The organism is Janthinobacterium sp. BJB446 (assembly GCF_002735655.1).
Classification (GTDB): Bacteria; Pseudomonadota; Gammaproteobacteria; order Burkholderiales; family Burkholderiaceae_D; genus Janthinobacterium; species Janthinobacterium lividum.
This window is the reverse complement of sequence record NZ_PDZK01000001.1, coordinates 2,182,709-2,203,428: the sequence shown is the minus strand read 5'-3', so window position 1 is coordinate 2,203,428 and position 20,720 is coordinate 2,182,709. Positions and strand designations below refer to the sequence as shown.

Annotated in this window: 18 protein-coding genes; 3 read left to right on the top strand and 15 right to left on the bottom strand. The window is 65.9% G+C overall.

Features of this window, described 5'->3' with window-relative positions:
* Nucleotides 1-6 precede the first annotated feature (6 nt).
* The 3 genes from CSQ92_RS09725 to CSQ92_RS09715 are packed head-to-tail and all read left to right on the top strand — an operon-like array spanning nt 7 to nt 2,085.
* Nucleotides 7-1,152, top strand: a complete 1,146-nt coding sequence (locus CSQ92_RS09725; RefSeq protein WP_099393989.1) for an acyl-CoA dehydrogenase family protein — start codon at nt 7-9, stop codon at nt 1,150-1,152.
* Nucleotides 1,149-1,637 (top strand): MaoC family dehydratase, encoded by a 489-nt coding sequence (locus CSQ92_RS09720; protein WP_034781070.1) that lies wholly within the window; start codon nt 1,149-1,151, stop codon nt 1,635-1,637. Before CSQ92_RS09725 ends, CSQ92_RS09720 begins: the two co-directional genes overlap by 4 nt.
* Nucleotides 1,630-2,085: a MaoC family dehydratase gene (locus CSQ92_RS09715; protein ID WP_070256766.1), complete on the top strand. Its 456-nt coding sequence runs from the start codon at nt 1,630-1,632 to the stop codon at nt 2,083-2,085. Before CSQ92_RS09720 ends, CSQ92_RS09715 begins: the two co-directional genes overlap by 8 nt.
* On the opposite strand, the gene CSQ92_RS09710 is transcribed toward CSQ92_RS09715, so the two are convergent.
* The 15 genes from CSQ92_RS09710 to CSQ92_RS09640 form a co-directional block, all read right to left on the bottom strand.
* Nucleotides 2,086-3,009 (bottom strand): diguanylate cyclase domain-containing protein, encoded by a 924-nt coding sequence (locus CSQ92_RS09710; RefSeq protein ID WP_034781074.1) that lies wholly within the window; start codon nt 3,007-3,009, stop codon nt 2,086-2,088.
* On the bottom strand, nt 3,006-7,520 hold the full coding sequence (locus CSQ92_RS09705; RefSeq protein ID WP_143450323.1) for a PAS domain-containing protein: 4,515 nt from the start codon (nt 7,518-7,520) through the stop codon (nt 3,006-3,008). The genes CSQ92_RS09710 and CSQ92_RS09705 overlap by 4 nt, the downstream gene beginning before the upstream one ends.
* 191 nt (nt 7,521-7,711) lie before the next feature.
* Nucleotides 7,712-8,077 carry a YgiW/YdeI family stress tolerance OB fold protein gene (locus CSQ92_RS09700; RefSeq protein WP_099388089.1) on the bottom strand — a complete coding sequence of 122 codons (366 nt, stop codon included), beginning with the start codon at nt 8,075-8,077 and terminating at the stop codon, nt 7,712-7,714.
* Nucleotides 8,078-8,104: 27 nt separating this feature from the next.
* On the bottom strand, nt 8,105-8,677 hold the full coding sequence (locus CSQ92_RS09695) for a prepilin-type N-terminal cleavage/methylation domain-containing protein (RefSeq protein ID WP_034781076.1): 573 nt from the start codon (nt 8,675-8,677) through the stop codon (nt 8,105-8,107).
* Nucleotides 8,678-8,764: 87 nt separating this feature from the next.
* Nucleotides 8,765-9,490, bottom strand: coding sequence for a hypothetical protein (locus CSQ92_RS09690; RefSeq protein ID WP_099393987.1), 726 nt, complete (start codon nt 9,488-9,490; stop codon nt 8,765-8,767).
* The gene (locus tag CSQ92_RS09685; RefSeq protein ID WP_180276980.1) at nt 9,490-10,263 is read right to left on the bottom strand and encodes an ABC transporter permease; all 774 of its coding nucleotides are present in this window, start codon (nt 10,261-10,263) and stop codon (nt 9,490-9,492) included. The genes CSQ92_RS09690 and CSQ92_RS09685 overlap by 1 nt, the downstream gene beginning before the upstream one ends.
* Nucleotides 10,263-10,973: a type II secretion system protein gene (locus CSQ92_RS09680; RefSeq protein ID WP_099393986.1), complete on the bottom strand. Its 711-nt coding sequence runs from the start codon at nt 10,971-10,973 to the stop codon at nt 10,263-10,265. The genes CSQ92_RS09685 and CSQ92_RS09680 overlap by 1 nt, the downstream gene beginning before the upstream one ends.
* Nucleotides 10,970-11,704 (bottom strand): hypothetical protein, encoded by a 735-nt coding sequence (locus CSQ92_RS09675; RefSeq protein ID WP_099393985.1) that lies wholly within the window; start codon nt 11,702-11,704, stop codon nt 10,970-10,972. Before CSQ92_RS09675 ends, CSQ92_RS09680 begins: the two co-directional genes overlap by 4 nt.
* Nucleotides 11,701-12,114, bottom strand: a complete 414-nt coding sequence (locus CSQ92_RS09670) for a hypothetical protein (RefSeq protein WP_099393984.1) — start codon at nt 12,112-12,114, stop codon at nt 11,701-11,703. The genes CSQ92_RS09675 and CSQ92_RS09670 overlap by 4 nt, the downstream gene beginning before the upstream one ends.
* Nucleotides 12,111-12,782 (bottom strand): hypothetical protein, encoded by a 672-nt coding sequence (locus tag CSQ92_RS09665; protein ID WP_257219182.1) that lies wholly within the window; start codon nt 12,780-12,782, stop codon nt 12,111-12,113. The genes CSQ92_RS09670 and CSQ92_RS09665 overlap by 4 nt, the downstream gene beginning before the upstream one ends.
* Nucleotides 12,779-14,341: a hypothetical protein gene (locus CSQ92_RS09660; protein ID WP_099393983.1), complete on the bottom strand. Its 1,563-nt coding sequence runs from the start codon at nt 14,339-14,341 to the stop codon at nt 12,779-12,781. Before CSQ92_RS09660 ends, CSQ92_RS09665 begins: the two co-directional genes overlap by 4 nt.
* A gap of 21 nt (nt 14,342-14,362) precedes the next feature.
* Complete coding sequence (locus CSQ92_RS09655; RefSeq protein ID WP_070256783.1) at nt 14,363-15,568, bottom strand: type II secretion system F family protein; 1,206 nt, start codon at nt 15,566-15,568, stop codon at nt 14,363-14,365.
* Nucleotides 15,568-17,271, bottom strand: coding sequence for a GspE/PulE family protein (locus CSQ92_RS09650; protein WP_099393982.1), 1,704 nt, complete (start codon nt 17,269-17,271; stop codon nt 15,568-15,570). Before CSQ92_RS09650 ends, CSQ92_RS09655 begins: the two co-directional genes overlap by 1 nt.
* 7 nt (nt 17,272-17,278) lie before the next feature.
* Nucleotides 17,279-18,685, bottom strand: a complete 1,407-nt coding sequence (locus CSQ92_RS09645) for a tetratricopeptide repeat protein (protein WP_099393981.1) — start codon at nt 18,683-18,685, stop codon at nt 17,279-17,281.
* Nucleotides 18,682-20,646: a secretin N-terminal domain-containing protein gene (locus tag CSQ92_RS09640; protein WP_099394653.1), complete on the bottom strand. Its 1,965-nt coding sequence runs from the start codon at nt 20,644-20,646 to the stop codon at nt 18,682-18,684. The genes CSQ92_RS09645 and CSQ92_RS09640 overlap by 4 nt, the downstream gene beginning before the upstream one ends.
* Nucleotides 20,647-20,720: the final 74 nt, after the last annotated feature.

Sequence of the window (20,720 nt, the reverse complement as noted above, 5' to 3'; positions counted from 1 at the left end):
GACGACATGGACTTCCATTTTAATCAGGAACAGCAGCAATTTGCCGACGCGCTCAGGCGTTGGGTCGACAAGGATTACCCGTTTGAGACGCGGCAAAAGATCATCCATTCCGCCACCGGCACGTCCGATGCCGCCTGGACCACCCTGTCCGAGCTGGGCATGACGGCCTTGCCGCTGCCGGCCGGCGCGGGCGGCTTCGACGGCACGGCCGTGGACATGCTGCTGGTGATGCAGGAACTGGGCCGCGGCCTGGTGGTCGAGCCCTACCTGGCCACCGTGCTGGGTGCGCGCTTTTTGACCCTGGCCGGTGGCCACGATGCTGTGCTGGAGCAGGTTGCCAGCGGCAGCCTGAAATTGGCTTGCGCGCTGGGCGAACGGCAGTCGCGCCACGATATGCATGATATCGCCACCACGGCGACCGCCAGCGGCGACGGCTTCGTGCTCGACGGCGAGAAAAGCGTCGTCATCCATGGCGCACAGGCCGGCGCGCTGATCGTCTCGGCGCGCAGCAGTGGCAGCCAGATGGACACGGATGGCATTTCGCTGTTCCTCGTGCCCGCCGACGCGCCGGGCGTCTCCGTGCGCGACTACCGCACCATCGACGGCCAGCGGGCCGCCACCGTCACCCTCGTGCAAGTGGTACTGGGCCACGCGGCCCTGATCGGCCAGGCGGGGCAGGGCTGGGCCGTGCTGGACGCGGCCGTGGATTACGGCGCCGCCCTGCTGTGCGCGGAAGCCGTGGGCGCCATGGGCGCCATCTTCGCCGCCACCCTGGACTACCTGAAGACGCGCCAGCAGTTCGGCGCGCCGATCGGCAAGTTCCAGGCCTTGCAGCACCGCATGGCCGACATGTTCATCCATCTGGAGCAGGCGCGTTCGATGGCCATGCTGGCTGCCGCCAAGGTCGACAGCGAGGATGCGTCCGAGCGGCGACGCACGGTCTCGGCCGCCAAGGCGCGGATAGGGCTGGCCGCCACCTTTGTCGGCCAGCAAGCCGTGCAATTGCATGGCGGCATGGGCGTCACGGACGAATTGCCCGCCGCCCACCATTTCAAGCGCCTCTCCATGATCGCCCTGACCCTGGGCGACGTGGAGCACCATATCGAGCGCTTTATCGCCCAGCCGGGCTTCTTGCCGACGGAGACCGCATGACCGCATCGACTGCTATCGCACCGAAACACTGGTATTTCGAAGACTTTACGCAAGGCCTGGAAATCGACCTGGGCCAGCGCCATGTGACGGAAAAAGAAATCATCGCCTTCGCCACGGATTTCGATCCGCAGCCGTTTCACGTCGACCATGCGGCCGCCGAAAAGACCATCTTCAAGGGCGTCATCGCCAGCGGCTGGCACACCTGCGGCATGATGATGCGCCTGGTGGTGGATAACCTGCTCAAGCATTCGTCCAGCATGGGTTCGCCCGGCCTGGACAGCATCCGCTGGCTCAAACCCGTGCGCGCGGGCGACACCCTGCAGCTGACCTACCAGGTCAAGGAAGTGCGTCCATCCACGTCGAAGCCGGACCGCGGCATCGTCATTTCCGTGTGGAGCGTGCGCAACCAGCATGGCGAAGTGGTGACCACCGTCGAAGGCATGGGCATGTTCGGCCGCCGTCCCGCAGGAGAAAATCATGCGTGATATCGCCGGCATCGCCGGTTTCCAGGCCCTGGCGGGGCAGCACGTGGCCGTTTCCGACTGGCTGACCATCACCCAGCAGCGCATCGACACCTTTGCCGACGCCACGGACGACCACCAGTGGATCCACGTCGATGTGGAGCGCTGCGCGCGCGAGTCGCCGTACGGCTGCACCGTGGCGCACGGCTTCCTGACCTTATCCCTGCTGCCCGCCATGTTGCAGGGCGCCTTGCACATGGCCGGCATCCGCATGGCCATCAACTATGGCCTGAATAAAGTGCGCTTTCCCGCCCCCGTGCCTGTCGGCAGCCGTTTGCGCGCGCGGCTCGACATCCTCTCCGTCGACGACTTGCCGGAAGGGGCGCAAGTAAACTGGGCCGTCACCATGGAGCGGGAAGGCGACACGAAACCCGTGTGCGTGGCGGAGTTTTTGATGCGCTGCTATCCCTGATCACTCCCCCTCCGACGCGCAATACCTGTCCCGTCCCGTATGCTTGGCCCGGTACAGCAGGGCGTCGGCGGCGCGGATCAGGGCGCTGGGGTCCATGCCTTCCGTGGGCATGACGCTGGCCATACCCAGGCTGACGGTGACGTGCGGGCCGACGCCTGATCTGGCGTGGGGGATTTGCAGCGCGCGCACTTCGTCGAGGATGCGCTGTGCCACCACTTCGGCCCCGTCGCGCGTTTCCTGCGGCAGCAGGATGATGAATTCCTCGCCGCCGTAGCGCGCCAGCAGGTCGGGCGGGCGCACGGCGCAGCGGCGCAGGGCGGCGCTTACCTGCTGCAGGCACAGGTCGCCCGCCTGGTGGCCATACGTATCATTGTAATCCTTGAAGTGGTCGATATCGGCCATGATGATGGCCATCGGCACGCCGTCGCGCGCGCAGCGCCGCCATTCGCTGTCCATCGTGTCGTTGAAGCTGCGCCGGTTGGCCACGCCTGTCAGCGAGTCCGTCAGCGACAGTTCGCGCATGGCGTCGGCCTGCCGCTTGATGGTCAGCTGGCTGCGCACGCGGGCACGCACGACGGCCGCGTTGAACGGTTTCGTGATGAAATCGACGGCGCCCGCTTCCAGCGCCCGCGTCTCGTCTTCGGGCTGGTTCAGGGCCGTGACGAAGATGACGGGAATGGCGCTCAGGAGCGCCGATTCGCGCAGCGCGCTGCAGACGGCATAACCATCCATGCCGGGCATGACGGCGTCGAGCAGGATCAGGTCCGGCTGTTGATTATGCGCAATTTCCAGCGCCTTTTCACCGCTCAGGGCGAACAGCACGTCGTGTTCCTCGCGCAGCAGCTGGTGCAGGATCTGGATGTTTTCCATGGCGTCATCGACGATGAGGATGCGCCCGTTCATGGCAAGGTTGGTCCAGCTCACTTGTTTTCCTCTCGTTTCAGCTGATCGAGCACGAGTTTTTCCGCCTCGGCAAAATTCAGCGTTTCAATCGCATGTGCCATCGCCAGTGCCGCTTCCCGGTCTGACTGTTGTATGGCGGGGTGCAGGGCGTGGAATTGCGCCAGCGCTTTCAGGTTGTTGTTGCGGATCAAGACCAGCAGTTCGGCCAGGCCGGCGCGCAGGTCGAGCGGCCCGCTGCCGGGCGCGGCCGCTGCCGGCTGGCTGCGCCGCAGGGGCGAGGGCAGGGTGCGCGCCGCTTCGATGACTTCGGCCATCGCTTGTTCCAGGCGGCCCAGCAAGGCGGCCGTGGCGTGCGATCGCCCCGTTTTCAGCGTTTTTTCCGTCTCGGCGGCCAGGCTGGCGATCTGCGTGGCGCCCAGGTTGGCCGCCACGCCGCAGACGCGGTGCAGCAGTTGCGCCGCCTGCGGCGCCTGGCCGGCGGCCAGCAGGCGCCGGGTTTCCTCGACGGCGTCGCCTTGCGAATTTTCAAAGCGCTTGAGCAGGGCCAGGAAGGCGCCGTAGTCGCCGCCGAAGCGGTGCAGGGCCGCTGCCAGGTCGATGCCGGGCACCGCGGCCGGCAGGTCTAGCGTCTGCGTGGCGGCATTGCCTGCCTGGGCAGCGCCGTCGCCGCTGCTCAGGGGCGCGCGCACCAGCCGGGTCAGGGTCTGGATCATTTCGTCGACATCGATGGGCTTGGCCACATGCGCGTTCATGCCGCTGGCGATGGCGCGCAGACGGTCTTCGTCCATGGCATTGGCCGTCATGGCGATGATGGGCAAGTCCGGCAAGCCCAGGGCGCGGATGGCCAGGGTAGCGTCGTAGCCATTCATGACGGGCATCTGCAAATCCATCAGCACCACGTCCCAGGCGTCCGGCGTGCTGGTGAGCAAGTCGACGGCCAGCCGGCCGTTGGCGGCCACGGCCACGCGCGCGCCCGAGTGCAGCAAAATGTACTGCGCCACTTCCTGGTTGATTTCATTGTCTTCCACCAGCAGCACGCGCATGCCTGTGAGCAAACCCGACAAGGGCGTGGACACGGGCAGCGCGGAAGGGGAGCTGCGGCCTTCGCGCACGGCCGTCACGGCCGCCAGCAGGCGCGCCGGGGTGGCCGGCTTCGAGACGATGCCGGCCAGCATCAGGCTGTCGGCCAGGCGTTCCAGGTTTTCGCTATCCTGGTCGGCCACCAGCATGATCACGGGCGGCAGCGCCAGGAGCGCATCGGCGCGCGCCTCGGTGAGCATGGAAATGCCATCCATGCCGGGCATGGCCGCGTCGAGCAACACAAGATCGTGCGCCGGCCCGCCGCTGGCGTGGGCGCGCAGCAGCGCCAGGCCGGCTGCGCCGCTGTCGGCGCTGCGGCTGTGCCAGCCCTGCGCCGCGCACCAGTCTTCCAGCATGGCGCGCACGCTGGCGTTGTCGTCGATGATCAGCAGCGACAGGGCCTTGGGCACGCCCTTGCCGGGCGGCTCGGGCGGCGGCGCCACCTTGTCGAAGCGGCAGCTGAAGCGGAAGTCGGAGCCCTTGCCCAGCGCGCTTGTCACGCTGAGGGTGCCTCCCATCAATTCCACCATGCGCCGGCAGATGGCCAGCCCCAGTCCCGTCCCGCCGTATTTGCGGCTGGTGCCGCTGTCGCCCTGGGAAAACGCGTCGAAGATGCGTTCCTGCTCGGCCGCGCCGATGCCGATGCCCGTGTCGCGCACGGAAAACTCGAGGGTGGCGCTGGCAGCATCCTCGGCCACCTTGCCGATGGCCAGCACCACTTCGCCATGCGAGGTGAACTTGACGGCGTTGCCCACCAGGTTGATGAGTATCTGTTCCACGCGCAGGGCGTCGCCGATCAGTTCGTCCGGCACGCCGGGGGCGAGCACGAAGACGGGTTCCACGCCGCGCGCCCAGGCGCTGCTGGCCAGCAAGACGCCTACGCTGTCGAGCATGCGTTCGAGCTGGAAACGGCGCTGTTCCAGCACCATCTGTCCCGCCTCGATCTTGGAAAAATCGAGCACGTCGTTGACGATATTGAGCAGTGATTGCGTGGCCATCTGGATCTTGCCGACATAGCTGCGCTCGCGCCGTTCCAGCGGCGACTCTTCCAGCAGCCGCGCCAAGCCGATGATGGCGTTCATCGGCGTGCGGATTTCATGGCTCATGTTGGCGACGAATTCGCTCTTCGCGATGCTGGCCGCCTCGGCCTTGTCGCGCGCGCGCACCATCTGTTCATTGAGTTCGTGCAGGCGCAATTCCGTGCGCTTGAGTTCGGAGACGTCCGAGGCCAGCACGAAGAAGCCCCGCACGCGGCCGCTGTCGTCGAAATCGGGGATGTAATTGGTCCACGTGTGGCACACCTGGCCGCCGGGATCGAGCAGGTCGCGCTCGAAGCTTTGCGGCCGGCCCGCCAGCACGCCCTCGACGTGGGGCGCATACACGTCGAATAGTTCCTGCCCCAGCAATTCGCTCATGTGGATGCCGGCCAGCTCGGCGCTGCTGCGGCCAAACCATTCGTTGTAGAATTTATTTGCAAATAGGCAACGCAAATCGGCGCCCCAGTACGACACCATGCCGGGCAGGTTGTCGGTGACGGTGCGGATGAAGCGCTCGTTCTGTTCCAGGCGCCAGGTGGCGGCGTGCAGCACCTCGGTGGCGCGCTTGCGTTCCGTGATATCGATCGACACCCCCAGCACATGGCTGGCGCGCCCGGCATCGTCGCGCAAGACCACCTTGCGCGTGGTGAAGTGGCGCGTCGTGCCATCGGCCGTATTGATCGCTTCCTGTTCGATTTCCACCATCTGCCCCGTGGCCAGCAGCTTGCGGTCGGCGCTGACGAAGGCGGACGCCTGCTGCGGCGGGAAGAAATCGTGGTCCGTCTTGCCCAGCAATTGCTCGCGCGAGCGTCCCAGCGTCAGCTCCGCGTGGCGGTTGATCATTTCAAAGCTCAGCTTGTCGGCGCGCTTGACGAAGACCATGGCCGGGATGTTTTCGATGATGGTGCCAAACAGGTGTTTTGAACGGCGAAATTCCGCTTCGCTGCGCTTGCGCTCGGTAATGTCCAGCCACAGGCCCGATACGCCCAGCAACTGCTGTTCCGGGCCGAAAATCGGGTGATACGAGACGATCCAGTGACTCAGCTGTTCGCGCTGCTGGCCGCTATGGCCTTTCAATTCGATGTCGACAATGGGCTGTCCCGTCTCCAGCACCTGGCGCACGCAACGTTCCACCTCCGCGCGCACGGCGTCGTCGAACAGCATGGCACCCACGGGACGGCCCAGGTGCTGCGCCACGCTGACGCCGTTGATGGCGGCCAGGTAGTGGTTGATCATGACGATGCGCAAGTCCAGGTCCACGAACAGCATGCCGATCGGCGCCGTCGCGTACACGGTTTCCAGCAGCCGCGTGGATTTTTCCAGGGCCAGCGTGCGTTCGGCCACCAGGCTTTCCAGTTGCGTGCGGTGGCGCCGCAGGTCGCGTTCCAGCGCGCCCAGGGCGCTGGCCATGTCGGCCGATTCGCGGTCCGTGTGCTTGTTCGAAAGCAAGGGTTTGCCTTGCGCCAGCGCGTGGATCTGCTGCGTCAGTTCCTGCAGGGTGCGGGCCAGGCGGCCGCCCACGCGCCAGGCCAGGGCAAAGCCGGCGGCCAGCAGCAGCGCCAGGATGACGGATCCCGTGACTACCGAGCGCAGCAGCGCTTCTGCCACCGTGCTGGTGCGCATGGTGACGGCCACCGTCCAGGCGGCGTCGGGGGCGCGGCGAAAGCCCGTATACACATCGATGCCTTCCAGGGTGGCATGGCGCAGCACGCCTTCGCGCGCCTGGCTTATCTGTTCCAGCAGGGGCGCAGCAGTGCGCTGGCCCACATAGCGCTGCGGCGCCAGGGTGCGCGCCACGTTGATGCCATCGGCATTGATGATGGCCGCGCCCAGGTAGGCTGGCAGGTGCAGCTCGCGCAGCAGCACGGACAGGTAGTCGGGCGGGTACAGGGCTGTCAGCACGTAGGCGCTTCCCTGCTTGCGCGGCAGCGGCAGATTCAGGGCCAGCTGCGGCATGCTGTCGGGCGTCTTGGCCAGGCTGGTCAGCCGCGGCTTGCCGTAGTCGCGCGTGCGCTCCATGCTGGCGGCCCATTTTTGCGGCAAGGGCGGCGGCGCCTGGCTGGCGGGCAGGGCCGTATTGATCAGCTGGCGGCCCTTGGCGTCGGAGACGATGAAGCCGCTGACGGCCATGCCCGGCTGCAGCAGGCTGGCGGCCATGGCCCGCAGGGCGTCGATGTCGCCGGCTTGCAGGGCGGGCGAATCGGCCAGGATGCGCGCGGCCATCTGGGCGCCGTTCAGGTCGCGTTCGACGGCTGCCGCGACAGCCCGCGCCGCCTGCGCCGTTTCGCTGACGACATGGTCGCGTTCACGCGTGTAGCTTTGCGCCACGAGCAGCAGAAATACCAGCGCCGTCGGAATGACCCAGGCGAGCACCAGCCATGAAATTCTTGAGCGTATCGAAGGCAAATCTTGCACCCGGAAAGCTCCCAGAATGGATGAATCGACAGGCAGGCTCACGCTGGCGCTGGCTGACGTTGAATGAAAAGATGCTAGACGAATTTGATTGTTCTGACAAGCCTAGTTTCCGGCATGGAAAAAAGGTTGCGCAAGGCATACAGAAGAGGGGTAATGCCCATCCCGCCGTGGCGGCGGGATGGCAAGGCGGCTTACTGGACCAGGGTCAGCACGTCGACATCGATTTCCGGGCTTTCCATGAAGTCTTTTTCCACTTCACCGCGGATTTCCACCCGGGTCTTGGCATCGATCTTGCGGTTCATGAAGACCTTGTCGTCGATGTCCACGCGGATTTCCGCCGTACCATCGGAGAAGGTGTATTTCTCGTTGCCCACTTTGCGCAGCAAATGGCCGCGCAGCACGACGGCCTGGTCGTCGACGGGATTTTTCAGGATGGCCGCCACATTGCCGGGCGCGGCCGGGCCGGTCGTCGGTCCCACGTATTGGGCTTGCGCGCCACCGGCCAGCAAGGCGCAGGCGGCGGCCAGGGAAACGATGAGTTTGCGGTGCAGTGACATGGTATTCCTTTGATAGTGACTGGAGGCTCAGAAAAAGACGGCGGTGCGGGGAATGATAGCACCGGCATTACCGTAGGGCATGTTCGCCCGGACGCTGCCGGTGCTGGCCACACCATCGTCGAGTTTGCTGTCGATCTGCTCCGCGTAGCTCTCCGGCAGGTTGTCAAAGCGGATGCCGTTGCCGGCGCGGCCGCCCACTTCGTCGTTGTACAGGTAGACGGCGCCGCCCTGGGCGCTGGTCATGAATTGCGAAGTGCCGTTGAACGAGCCGGTAATGAAGCCGCCCAGCGCCAGGTGCTGCGGCGCGAGGGTGAATTCGCGCGGCTGGCCATCGCCGATCTGGCCGTCGCCATTGCCATTGCCGGCCGAATTGGGCACGTGCACGGTGCCCTGGATATCGTCGCCGGGCAGGGCGCGGAACTTGTCCTGGTAGGCGTTGACGGCGGCTGTCAGCGCATTCGATTGCTGGATGATGTTTTTCACCTTGGCGCTGTCGATCAAGCCTTGCCCCTTGAGCACGCCACCGAGCAGCAAGCCGATGATGACCAGGACGATGGCGATTTCTACGAGCGTAAAGCCGTGCTGGCGGCGTGGGGGCATGGGGTTTCCTTGAAAAAAAGTACGACAGCTTGAGATGGCAGTTTACTGCAATTGATGCCGGATGCGCATGGCCTTTCGGACAGCGGCTCATGGCGCCGCCCTTGCTTTCTTCTTGGTAAGCTCGTCGAGCCGGCGCGCGAGGAACGCCAGTTCGTGCGGGTCGCTGATCTGGCCGCTGGCGATCAGGCCGCCGATCACCAGGCGGGCGCCGTCGAGCTGGTCCATGTCTTCCAGGATGAACGCTTCCATTTCGCGCACCCACGCCGGCACATGCGGCCCCGTCGCCTGCTGGCGCAGCGCGCGCGCATAGCCGAGCGCCAGCGGCAAATCGTGCAACTGGTGTTTTGCCACCAGCACCGCCTGCGCCATGGCGGGCCAGCGGCGCTGCGGGTCGGCCGCAAAGCTGGCGGCGACAAAATTGAGCATGCGCCGCGCGCGCTGCGGGTCGGCTACCCCGGCATACACTTCGCTGGCGGCCACCAGCGCATACCGGCTGCGCGGATCGAGCGTTTGCGCCGTCTCCAGCCAGCCGGCCAGGCGGTTATAGTCGAGTTCGCGCCACGGCAGGCTGACGCCGGCCTGGTCTTCGAACGACTGCAGGTACAGCAGCATGGCCTTAGCCATGGCCAGCGGCTCGCCCAGGCTGGCCAGGCGCGCCACGCCAGCCGGCGGCGCGGCGGGCAGCGGACGCGCCTGGGCGGGAGCATGCTGCTGCGCCAGGCGCCAGCCCAGCTGCAGCAGCAGGCATGCCGCCAGCAGCCAGCACAGGGGGCGCGGCACCTTGGACCAGGGACGCTGGGTGGTCGCCGCCATCAGATGTTCCTGCGGTAAAAGTCGCACAGCGCGCAGCTGGCCAGCAAGGCCACATAAATGCAGGTTTGCGCCGCTACATTGGCCAGGGCTTGCCAGTCGCCCGTCGCGTACAGCAACCACTCCGTGCGTGTAAAGGCGTCGAGGCGGGGCAGCAACAGGGCCAGCACATCGATGGCGCCGGTCATGGCGCGCTGCGGCCAGGAGTCGCCCGCTTGCGGGCCGTGGGCTAGCAGTTGCAGGCTGCCCAGCATGCGCGCCAGCAGATAGAAGCCGCCGGTGGCGGCCAGCGCAGGCAGGGCCTGCTGCAGGCTGGCCGCGCACAGCAGGCTGAAGGCGGCGACGATCCACAGTTCGCCCAGCAGCGACAGCGCCCACAGCGCGCATTGCCCGGGCGCGGCGAACAGCGCCATCAACAGGCCGAAGAGTATGGCGGGCACGGCCGCCAGCGCTCCGTAGCCCAGCAGCTTGCCCAGCAGGTAGGCGGCGCGCGGCATGGGTAGCGCGAGCAGCAATTCCAGGCCCCGGTCGGCCGCTTCGCGCGCCATGCTGGTAATAATGAAGGTGGCCAGCAGGAAAATGCTGGCCAGGCGCAGGGTGGCCGCCAGCAGGGCCGCCTGCACGGCGCCGCTTTCCGTCAGCGCCAGTTGCTGCAGGAAGCCGGCCAGGGCGGCGGCGCCGCAGGCGGCCAGCAGGAACAGCCACGGCAGGCGGCTGCGCAGCGCTTCGAGCAGCGTGTAGCGGGCGATGGTGAGGGCGGGCAAGAGCATCGGCATCAGCGGGGCAGCCTTTGCGCCGCCACCATGCGGTTGAACAGGATGTTCGGCGACACCCAGGCGACGAGATCGTCGAACTCGCCGCCCGGCTGCTGCGGGCCGCTGGCGGCGCGGCTGATGAAGGTGGTGGCGTTCGATGCATTGTTGCGCTCGTCGACATTGTTGCCGAAAGGCACAGCCTGGCGCTGGCCCTGCACGCCCGTGGCGCCAAAACCGTTCTTGCCATGCGACATGATCATGGCGGGGATGTCGTTCAAGGCCGTCGCCTGCAGCAGGGCGCCGCCATTGCGCGTGATGATGCTGATGTCGCGCGGTGTGGTCAGGTTGAAAAGCTGGCCGCTGTCGCTGAAGGCCGGCGTCACGCTGTAGCGGAACAGATGGTTCCAGCTGTCGCCCTGGCGCAGCCCCAGGGTGGCCCATGGCAGGAACCCGGCGCGTTTTTCGCCCGTGCAGCGCGTGCCGCGCCGGTCTTCCAGGCCACTCATGGCGGAGGCGGCGGGGCACGGCAGGTAGCCGTAGCGCAGCGCGTAGCCCGTCAGCGCTTCCTTCGCCTCATTCAGTGCCAGTTGCGTCTCGGCCACCTTGCGCTGCTCCAGCTGCACCGTCAATGGCGTGACCAGGCCGCCTATCATCAGGCCGACGATGACGAGCACGATGGCGATCTCGATCAGGGAAAAGCCGCTTTGGCGGCGCGCATGGAGGACGCTCATGGCAGGTTGCGCGCGGCGCGCATGCGTTGGTACAGGGCGGGCAAGGTAATCCAGGTCAGCATGTCGTCGAAGGCGCCGCCGGGCAGCGCGGCATTGCCGGTGGCGGGGCGGGCAATGAAACTGCGGCTGTCGCTGTCGTTGGCCGCTTCGTCGATATTGCCGCGCGCCGTATTGATCTGCGTCACGCCGCTGGCGGACGTGCCGTGATGCTCCTTGCCTTGCGAGAATAGTACGACGGGCAGGCATTGGGCGCTGACGTTGCATTGTGCCTGGCCCGCCACGAAGGCGAATTCGCCGCGCGCGTCGCGTTCGAGCACGACCCTGTTGGCGATAGCGGAAAACGAGACGATGGGCGCGCGCGCCATTTCCGGCGTGACGCTGTAGCGCAGCAGCTTGCCCCAGGCATCAACACCGTCCACGCCCAGCGCGACCCACGGCAAAAAGCCGCTGCATGCGGCATCGTCGGCACAGTCGGCGGCCCGTTCGCGCCCGTCGAGGGCGGAGGCGGCCGGACGTGGCAGCCGGCCTTGCGTGGCGGCAAAACCCAGCAAGGCTTCGCGTGCTTGCGCCAGGGTGGCCAGGGTGCGCTGCTGGCGTTCGGCCTCGCCCGTGCCGCGGCCGAAGGCGCTGATCAGCAGGCTGGCCGCGCCCAGGCCCAGCACGGCCACCAGCAGCAACAGGGCGGCGCCGCGCTGGCGACGAGGGTGGCAACGAGTTTGGCGTGGCGTCATGGCGGCGTCTCCTGCACCTCGGTGACCGTGCCGCTGGCCGGATCGTAGCGCTGGCCGGGTTTGAGCAGCACCACCTGGCCGTTCGACAGGCGCAGGGTCAATGTGCCGGGCTTGCCGTCGGCAAGGCGATTGTGCGGTTCGTTCTGCACTTCCTGGTTCAGCCAGACGGTGGAGTGGCCGCTGCTGCGCTGCACCACGCCATTCAATTCCACGGGCGGGGCGGGCGGTGGCGGCGGTGGTGGCGCCGCCGCAGCCAGGGCGGGATCGGATGGCGGCGGCCCGTAGCGCTGCGCGTCGAGCTGGGTGCGCTGCTCGGGCGACAGGAACAAGCGCCCCAGCTGCTGTGCCTGTGCATGGACAGTGAGCGCGGCGCCGGCCAGCAGCGCGCCAAGGATCAGGGTGCGCTTCATGGCCGCTCCGGTACGGGCACGCTGTTGACGGTCAGCCATAGCAGCTCGCATTCGGCGCCGAGGGCGGGCGCTGCCTGGCTGCCGGCCGCTCCGTGGCGCTTGAGCGTGCAATCCTGTACGGCGAAATAGCCGGCCTGGCGCAAATCGTCAAACAGGTTCAGCAAATCCATCTCATGCAGCAAATCCATCTGCAGGCGCATGCGGCTGCCGTGCAAATGATATTGCCCCATCTCCATGGGCAGCGGCACCTTCAGCGCTTGCTGCGGACTGATGTCATAGCTGATCGGCAGCAGTTTGCGCTGTTCCTGGCTGCGCCGGATGGCATCGATCCAGGCCAGGCGGTTTTCTTCGCCGATCAGGCCGCGCTGGCGCAGGGCCAGGAATTGCGGTTCGTAGGCGCGGATTTCCTGCTTTTCCGCTTCCACGTGGTTGAACAGGGTCGCCGCCGCCGCGCGCGTGTGCTGGGCCAGGTACAGCCGTTGCGCTTCGCGCGTGCGGTAGGCGGCGCTCAGGCTGAGCAGCACTACGCTGGCCAGCAAGGTCAGGGCAAAGCACAGCAGGGCGCGGCGCACCAGGCGCAGTTCGCCCAGCCACGCGGGCAGGGTGCGCGTGGGCGTGGCAGCGCGCTGCATGCCGGGCAGGGGCGGCTGCTTGACGGGGCCGCTCATGGCTGCCACTCCAGCAAGAGGGTAAACCGGGCCTGGCTGTCCGGCGCCGGCGCGGCGCTCTTGCCGGACAGGGCCGCGCTGGGACGCAGGTCGAGCGGCGTTTCCTCGATCGTCACCTGCATGCGCGGCTGGCGCGCCAGGGTTTGCGCGAAGGCCGTGATGGCAGCCAGCGCGGCGCGGTAGTCATTGTTCGGCATGGCCACGTCCGCTTCCAGGCGCAGCGCCTGCGGCGGCGCGACCGGAATGCCGGCCATGGCGCTGCCGGGCGGCGAACTCGCAGCCTGCTGCTGCGGTGGCTGGCCGCCGGCCGCGCGCGCGGGCGCCCCGCCCGCATGCCAGTGCAGCTGGCCGAGCGCAACCTGCGGCGCCTGGTCCAGCGCGGCGCTCAGCATGCCCAGCAGGCGGCCCGGTTCCGGCGCCTGGCTGGCGATCATCTGGCCCAGGGTCACGGCCACTTTCATGTTCTGCGTCTTGGCCGGCGCCGGCGGCTGCGTCGACATGACGCTGCGGTAGCGTTCCTGGTAGGACGCCGTTTCCTGCGCCAGGCGCTGCGTGCCGGCCCCGTCGGCTATGCCGCCAAGCAGATTGATCACGCACCACAGGGCTGCTGACGCGCCGATCAGCGCGCTGGCGCCATACAGCGCCTTGCGCGCGCGCTGGAAGTGGTAGTAGCGGGCCAGCGCGCCGGGCGGATAGTGGCTGGATGGCGGATGCTTGCCCAGCAAGGTCAGCAGCAATTCGTCGGCCAGCGTCGGCGTCTGGCGCAAGCCGACACGCCCGGCGGCCAGTTGCAGGTCGATGAAGTGGTAAGCCACTTCCACGCCGTTGTCGCACAATAATTCGAGCTTGGCGATCTGCGCGGCCGGCGCCAGGATGACGGTATTCAAGACGTCGCCGCGCGCCAGCATGCGTATGCTGGTGAGAAATTGCCGCGTTTTTTCCGTTTCCAGCGCGATATTCACGGCCACGCCGTCGAGCGCGATGGTGGCCGTCTGGCGTGAAAAGCGCAGCTGGCCTTTTTCATAATAACTTTGCCGCAAGCCGCCCGACTGCTGCGTCACCAGCAGCAGGTGTTCGTGCGCGATCGACAGCTTTTTTACCAGCGCGATACTGAGCAGACTGGTCGAATAGATGCCGGCCACGGGCACGCGCAAGTGCTCGAGCGCCTCCGTCCACGGCTGCAGCAAGCTTGGGTTGGTCAGGGCGAAAAACAGTACCTGGTCATCGTGGCGGCCCGTGCTTTCGCGGCCCAGCAGGGTGCTGCCCCGGTAGGGCGTGTCACGGTGCAATTGCTGCTTGCGCCGCTCGAGCAGGGCACGGCCCGCCTTGCCACGCACGTGGGGCAGCAGATGGCGCTGGAAATCTTCCTCGATCAAGTCCGTCAGCAGGTAGGCGGGCACGTCTTGCCGCTGTGCCTGCGGATCTTCCAGCCACGCGGCGAAACCGTCCAGCCCGGCCGCGCTGGCGGGGAAGGCCTGGCCCGGGCCCAGCACGCCGTGGTTCCAGTCGTAGGCGTACAGGGTGTCGCTGGTGATGTAAAGTAATTGTTTGCGGAACACGGCGGCCTCAGGTCTCGAATCTCAAGTTTTGATCGTGCTGATGGTGTCGTAGATCGGCCCCAGTACCGACAGCATGATCCAGCCCAGCAGCAAGCCCAGGATGACCGTCATGGCCGGCTCGATCATGGCTTGCACTTTTTCAATCAATTCCTTCACTTCGCGGTTGTAAAAGTAGCTGACATTGCGCAAGGCCGTGTCCAGCGAACCCGTTGCCTCGCCCACCTTCAGCATGCGGATCACCAGCGGCGGGAAGATCCCCGTGTGCTGGAAGGCGGCGGTCACGCCGTAACCCTCGCCGATCAGCTGCGCGGCGCGGCGCAGGCCGGCCGCCACCACCTGGTTGCCGGCGATGCCTTCGGACAGGCGGATGCATTCGAGTATCGTGATGCCGGAGGCATACATCAGGGCAAAAAACGTGGCGAAGCGGGCCAGGATGATCTTGTGCAGCACGGGGCCGACCAGCCACAGCCGTAGCTTCAAGCCATCCCACGCATAACGGGCCGCCTCGCTGCGGCGGATGAGCGCGCGCAGGCCGAAAAACAGCAGCACGGGCAAGGCCAGCAGCAGATACCAGTAATCGATGAACACATTCGAGACAAAGATCAGCACGCGCGTATGCAGCGGCAGCTCGCCGCCCATGTTGCGGATGAACGCCGTCAGCTGTGGCACCAGATAGATCATCAGGAAAAACGTCACGGCCGCCACGACGATGGCCACGATGACGGGGTACATGACGATCTTGCGCGTCTGCGAGGCCAGCTCGTCCTGCCATTTCAAACTTTCCGACAGGTTCTTGAACACGTCGGCGATCCTGCCGCTCTGTTCGCCCGCCAGGATCAGGCTGGTGAATGTGGCGTCGAAGATGTCGCCATGCTGGGCCAGTGCGCCCGACAGGGGCAAGCCGCCCTCGATGCTTTCGATCAGATCCGTGACGACTTCGCGCAGGCGCGGGTGGTCCGTGCTTTCGCGCAAGTCGTTCAAGCCTTCCAGGATGGGCACGCCCGCGCCCGTCAATTGCTCCATGTGGAAGCAGAAATTGATCAGGTCGCGGCGGTGGATGATCCGCTTGCCCAGCAACACCAGGTACTGGCCCGTGATCTTGCAGTCGATCAAGTCGAGCTGCATGCGGTGCAGGCGCGCTTCCAGGTCCGGCACGTTGGCCGCCTCCATGCTGCCGGGAATCAATGCGCCGCTGGCATCCATGGCGCGGTAGACATATTGCGCCATCAGGCCAGCCTTTCCGTCAGGTCGACCACGCGGCCCACTTCTTCCAGTGTGGTGACGCCTTCGAGTACGCGGCGCATGCCGTCGTCGACGATGCCCTTGAAGCCGGCCGCGCGCGCTGCGTTCTTCAGTTCGCGGCTGCTGGCGCGGCGCGCCGTCAACTCATCGAGTTCGGCCGTCATCTTGAGGATTTCCATGATCGCCAGGCGGCCCTTGTAGCCCTGATGCGCGCAGCGCTCGCAGCCCACGGCGCGGCAGATGGAGACGGGCGCCTCATCCGTGGCCAGGCCCAGCAGGCGGCGCTCGACGTTGTCAGCAATGACGGTTTCCTTGCAATGCGGACACAAACGCCGCACCAGGCGCTGCGCCACGATGCCGATGATGTTGCCGGCCATGATGTCGGGCAGGATGCCGATGTCGAGCAGGCGCGCGACGGAACCGATGGCCGAGCTCGTATGAAGGGTGGAATATACCTGGTGGCCCGTCATGGCGGCCGCAAAGGCCATTTCCGCCGTTTCGCGGTCGCGGATCTCGCCCACCAGGATGATGTCCGGGTCTTGCCGCATCATCGAGCGGATGCCGTCGGCAAAGCCCAGCTTGACGGATTCGTTGACGGAGGTCTGGCGTATCATGTTCATCGGATACTCGACCGGGTCCTCCAGGGTCATGATGTTGACGCTTTCCGTATTGATATGGTTGAGTATCGAATACAGGGTGGTGGTCTTGCCGCTGCCCGTCGGGCCCGTCACGAGGATCACGCCGTCGGGGCGCGCAATCATCAGTTTCAGCAAGTTCAGTTCCGCGTCGGCCAGGCCCAGGGCGTCCAGCGGGACGATGCCTTTTTGCCGGTCCAGCACGCGCAGCACGACGTTTTCGCCATGCGTGGTGGGCTGCGCCGAGGCGCGGAAGTCGATTTGCCGCCCGGAAAACTTGATGCTGATGCGGCCATCCTGCGGCGCGCGCGCCTCGGCGATATTCATGTTCGACATCACCTTCAGGCGCACGGCCATGGCCGGCCAGTACGATTTGTGCAGGCTGCGGATTTGCCGCAGGATGCCGTCGATGCGGTAGCGGATGCGCAGGAACGACTGTTCCGGCTCGAAATGGATGTCCGAGGCGCCGTTCTGCACGGCATCGGCCAGCAGCGCATCGATCAGGCGCACCATGGGCTGGCTGTACTCGTCCGATGGCGAGGCCATGCTTTGATAGCTGACTTCGCCCGTTTCGATTTCGTGCAGGATGCCGTCGATCGACAGCTCGAAACCATAGTACTGGTCGATGGCGCGCGAAATGTCCGATTCGTTGACGAGCACGGTGGAAATCGTGATGCCCTTGACCAGCATGGCGCTGATCTGGTCGAGCGCCACGATGTTGCTCGTGTCGGCCATGGCCAGGATCAGGTTGTCCGCCTGCCGTTCATACACGATGGGAAACACGCGGTAGCGCTTGGCCACGTCCTTCGGGATCAGTTTCAGGGCGATGGCGTCGACCACCAGGCTGGACAGATCCGCGCTGACCTGTTTCAGGTTTTCGCTGAGGGCCTCGCGCACGGTGGCTTCCGTCACAAAACCCAGGGTGATCAGCAGCTTGCCCAGCGGTTCGCTGCTGCGCCGCTGCTCGATCAGGGCGATGCGCAGCTGGTCTTCGCTGATCACGCCTTTCTGGATCAGCAGCTTGCCGAGGGGAAGTTTTGCCTGTTCTGCCATGTGATGCTTATTCCTGACGGGGTGTGATGATGGCCGGCTCGGCCGCTGCCGCGGGGGACGCCAGTTCGCGCAAACGCGTTTGCACGACGGCCTGGTCGAAGGCGGCGGGCGTCGTTTGCGCCAGGGTCAGGGCGCGCTGGTAATACGTGGCGGCCAGCCGGGGCTGGTTCAGCCGGTCCAGGCCCACGGCCAGGTTGAACGCATAATCGGGATTGCCGGGCGCGGCTCCGTAGGCGCGGAAAAATTGCTGTTGCGCTTCGTTCCAGCGGCGCTGCTTGGCGTACACATTGCCCAATGCAAACAGCACGGGGGCGCTGTCGGGGCTGCGCGCCAGGATAGCTTTCAATTTTGCCTCGCTGAGCGCCACGTCGCCCTTGCGCAGCCCGATCAGGCCGGCCAGCGCCTCGCCATCGTCGGGATTGATTTCCAGCAAACGCACGTACAGCGCCGCCGCCTGCGCGCCCTGGTGCTCGCGCAAGGCCACGGCAGCCAGGCCCAGCAGCGCGTCGCGGTTGGTGGCATCCTGCTGCAACACGGTTTCATATTGCTGACGAGCAGAACCCAGCTGGCCCCCGTTGAAGGCTTGGTAGGCTTGCTGCACGCCGGGGTTGATTTGCGGCGCGGCGACACTGCGCTGCACCTGGATCTGGCTATTGTCGGGCGCCGCCACGGGCGGCAGGCTGGGCGGTGCGGGCGGTGCCATCTGCGCCAGCTGCGCCGCCACGGCGGCCTGGGCCGCCGCCTGTATCATCGCCTGCTGCTCCGCAGCACCTGTTTGCTGGCGCGTGTCGCGCGGATAGTCGGGCGGCAGTGCGGCGGGCGTCATGGCGTCGGGCGGCGCGGCACCCGTTGCCGGCAGCACCAGCACGGGGCCGGCAACGCCGGTTGTGCCCGGAGCGTCCGTCAGCGGCATGGGCACGCCGGGCAGGTTGGCGCCCGCGCCGGGGCTGGTGCTGGCGCGCCAGTACCAATATCCCATGGAACCTGCCACCACCAGCAATATCGCCAGCAGCACGGCCAGGCGCACGGTGGCCGGATCGACGCTGATGGGCCCCGTGGGGCCTTTCGGCGGCGGATTGCTGCGGCTGGCGCGTGGCCTGGCCTGCGGCGGTTCGGGGCGAGTGGGCTGCTGCGGACTTGGCTGCGCGCCTTGCTGTGCAGCTGGCTGTGGATCTGGCTGGGCTGCATTCTGCGCCGGTTGCGGCACGGGCGCGTCCGCCAGCGGTTCCAGGCGCAAGGTGCTTGGCGGCTGCACGGTCGCTGGCGCTGGCGCGGGACGGGGCGGCAGGGCGTCGGCCGGCGCCAGTTCCAGTACCTGGTCGTAGGCTTCGGACGGCTTTTCCAGCTCCTCGTCGGAAAGGCTGTTCTGTTTGGCGCGCTCGGCCTTCTTGAGCGCCTGCATCAGCAAACTCATGGGAAGTCTCCCTGCAGGCGCGCCTGCGGCCGGACGGCCGGCGCTGGCGGGCCATCCGTGTATGGCTGGCTGTTGAGCGGCGCCTGGCCGGGCAGCAGGTAGCGGTAGTCGCGGTAATCGCCCTCGACGCTGGCATCCTTGACCACGACGGGGCGCATGAAGATCACCAGCTCCGTCTTGCTGCTTGCCTCATTGCGGTAGGTAAACAGATTACCCACGATTGGCAGGCTGGACAGGCCAGGCACGCCATCCTTGGCGTTGTCGACGGAATCCTGCATCAGGCCGCCCATCACGGCGATCTGGCCATTGCCCACTTTCATGATCGATTCCAGCTCGCGCGCCTGGATCACGGGCACGCGGCTGATCACGCTGGCGAGGGCCGGATTCGGGTCTTGCACGTAGCCCACGATGCGCGTGATGGTGGGACGCACGTTCAGGGTGACTTCATCGCTGTCGGAAATCTGCGGCGTGACGCTCATGACGAAGCCGACGGGCACCGTTTCCAGTTTCGACTCATAGGTGGCCGGCGTGGTGATGGTGCCTGTCGAGCTGATCACGGCAGGCGTCACCTTGATGGTAAAGAAGACATTGTTGTCGACCACTTTCAGCATGGCCGTTTGATTGTTCAGCACGCTGATCTTCGGACTGGACAGCACTTTCACCTTGCCGAACGATTCGAGCAGCTGGATGGTGGTGGAAAAACTGTCTTTCAGATAATTGAGCAGGAAGATGCCGGGCGTGGCGTTCGGCGTGACGCCGCTGGACAGGGCCGCCGTGCCCACTTGTCCCTGGCGCAGCTGCAGGCTGCCCGTCAGGCGCGCCCAGTTGATGCCTTGCTGGTATTCATTGCTCAGGCGCACTTCAATGATGGTTGCCTCGATCAGCACTTGCCGCTTGGCGCTGTGCAACACGGCGTCGAGGAATTCCGCGATCTTTTCATGCTGGCGCCCCGTGGCCCGCACGGCGATCAAGCCGCCTTCCACATTCACGACGACGGACGAGGGGCTGCCCTTGTTGGCCAGTTTTAACAGCGGCATGCCGTTCGCGTCCAGCGGCTGGCCAGGCGTGGCGTTCTGGCTGGTCCCCTGCTGGCTCGGCGCAGATTGACCTCCATTCGGATTGCCATTCTGGTTGCCATACTGCATCGGCGGCTGGGCGCCGTACTGGCCAGTCGCACCGGCGGCAGGGACGTTGCCGGCCTGGTTCTGCTGCTGTCCTTGCTGCCCCTGCTGGCCGGGCATGGTCGTCAATTGCTGGTTCAGCTGCGCCAGCGGGTCCACCTGCACGTCGTTGAGCGTGGTTTCGCGCAGCAGGTCGCGGATATTCTTTTCCAGGCTGTACCAGAAATTATTTTCCGAACGATTCACGACCAGGGTGGTCGAATTGTTATTGCCGCTGCTGCCACTGCCCTGCGTGTTGCCAACGGGATTGCTGGCATTGTTCGACCCGCCGCCTGCCGTGGAAATTTGCGTGGCGATATTCACGCTGCTGTTGGTGCTGCGCGCCATGTTGACGTAATCGACCTTGTAATTGCGCCATACGGGCGCGTCGGGCAACACCGTCAGGTTCTTGCCATCGATTTCGTAGCGCATGTCGACTTGCTTGCCGATGCGCGCCAGCAGTTGCGGCAGGGTCTGGTTCAGCGCATTCAGGGTGACGCTGCCTTCGATCTGCGGGTGGATATCGATATTCATGCCCGCGTCGCGCGCCAGGGCAAACAGCAGCGATTGCACGGGCACCTTGTGCACGGTGACGCTGTAGGTTTCCATTTTTGGCGCCGGCAGGGGCGCGGCCAGTGCGCTGCTTTGCTGCACAGGTTCGGGAATGACGCCGGCCGGGAGGGGCGCGGCATTGATGTGGACAGGCGACAGCGGCGTTTGATGCGTGGCGCAGCCGGACAGCATGGTGCTGCAGGCGAGGGCGACCCAGGAGGCCAGCACAGGAATAGGGTGTTGATTCATGAAAAGTTCGCCCTTGAAGTCGTGTTGTGCTTTTGTAATTTTACCCAGCATGATCGCCTAAAAGCAATCGCTGT

What these genes read in the sequence shown, in the direction of transcription:
- CSQ92_RS09650 (WP_099393982.1), bottom strand. Translation starts at nt 17,271, where the DNA reads ATGGCAGAACAGGCAAAACTTCCCCTCGGCAAGCTGCTGATCCAGAAA.
- CSQ92_RS09695 (WP_034781076.1), bottom strand. Translation starts at nt 8,677, where the DNA reads ATGCCCCCACGCCGCCAGCACGGCTTTACGCTCGTAGAAATCGCCATC.
- CSQ92_RS09700 (WP_099388089.1), bottom strand. Translation starts at nt 8,077, where the DNA reads ATGTCACTGCACCGCAAACTCATCGTTTCCCTGGCCGCCGCCTGCGCC.
- CSQ92_RS09645 (WP_099393981.1), bottom strand. Translation starts at nt 18,685, where the DNA reads ATGAGTTTGCTGATGCAGGCGCTCAAGAAGGCCGAGCGCGCCAAACAG.
- CSQ92_RS09640 (WP_099394653.1), bottom strand. Translation starts at nt 20,646, where the DNA reads ATGAATCAACACCCTATTCCTGTGCTGGCCTCCTGGGTCGCCCTCGCC.
- CSQ92_RS09675 (WP_099393985.1), bottom strand. Translation starts at nt 11,704, where the DNA reads ATGACGCCACGCCAAACTCGTTGCCACCCTCGTCGCCAGCGCGGCGCC.
- CSQ92_RS09715 (WP_070256766.1), top strand. Translation starts at nt 1,630, where the DNA reads ATGCGTGATATCGCCGGCATCGCCGGTTTCCAGGCCCTGGCGGGGCAG.
- CSQ92_RS09720 (WP_034781070.1), top strand. Translation starts at nt 1,149, where the DNA reads ATGACCGCATCGACTGCTATCGCACCGAAACACTGGTATTTCGAAGAC.
- CSQ92_RS09680 (WP_099393986.1), bottom strand. Translation starts at nt 10,973, where the DNA reads ATGAGCGTCCTCCATGCGCGCCGCCAAAGCGGCTTTTCCCTGATCGAG.
- CSQ92_RS09665 (WP_257219182.1), bottom strand. Translation starts at nt 12,782, where the DNA reads ATGAGCGGCCCCGTCAAGCAGCCGCCCCTGCCCGGCATGCAGCGCGCT.
- CSQ92_RS09655 (WP_070256783.1), bottom strand. Translation starts at nt 15,568, where the DNA reads ATGGCGCAATATGTCTACCGCGCCATGGATGCCAGCGGCGCATTGATT.
- CSQ92_RS09690 (WP_099393987.1), bottom strand. Translation starts at nt 9,490, where the DNA reads ATGGCGGCGACCACCCAGCGTCCCTGGTCCAAGGTGCCGCGCCCCCTG.
- CSQ92_RS09670 (WP_099393984.1), bottom strand. Translation starts at nt 12,114, where the DNA reads ATGAAGCGCACCCTGATCCTTGGCGCGCTGCTGGCCGGCGCCGCGCTC.
- CSQ92_RS09685 (WP_180276980.1), bottom strand. Translation starts at nt 10,263, where the DNA reads ATGCCGATGCTCTTGCCCGCCCTCACCATCGCCCGCTACACGCTGCTC.
- CSQ92_RS09725 (WP_099393989.1), top strand. Translation starts at nt 7, where the DNA reads ATGGACTTCCATTTTAATCAGGAACAGCAGCAATTTGCCGACGCGCTC.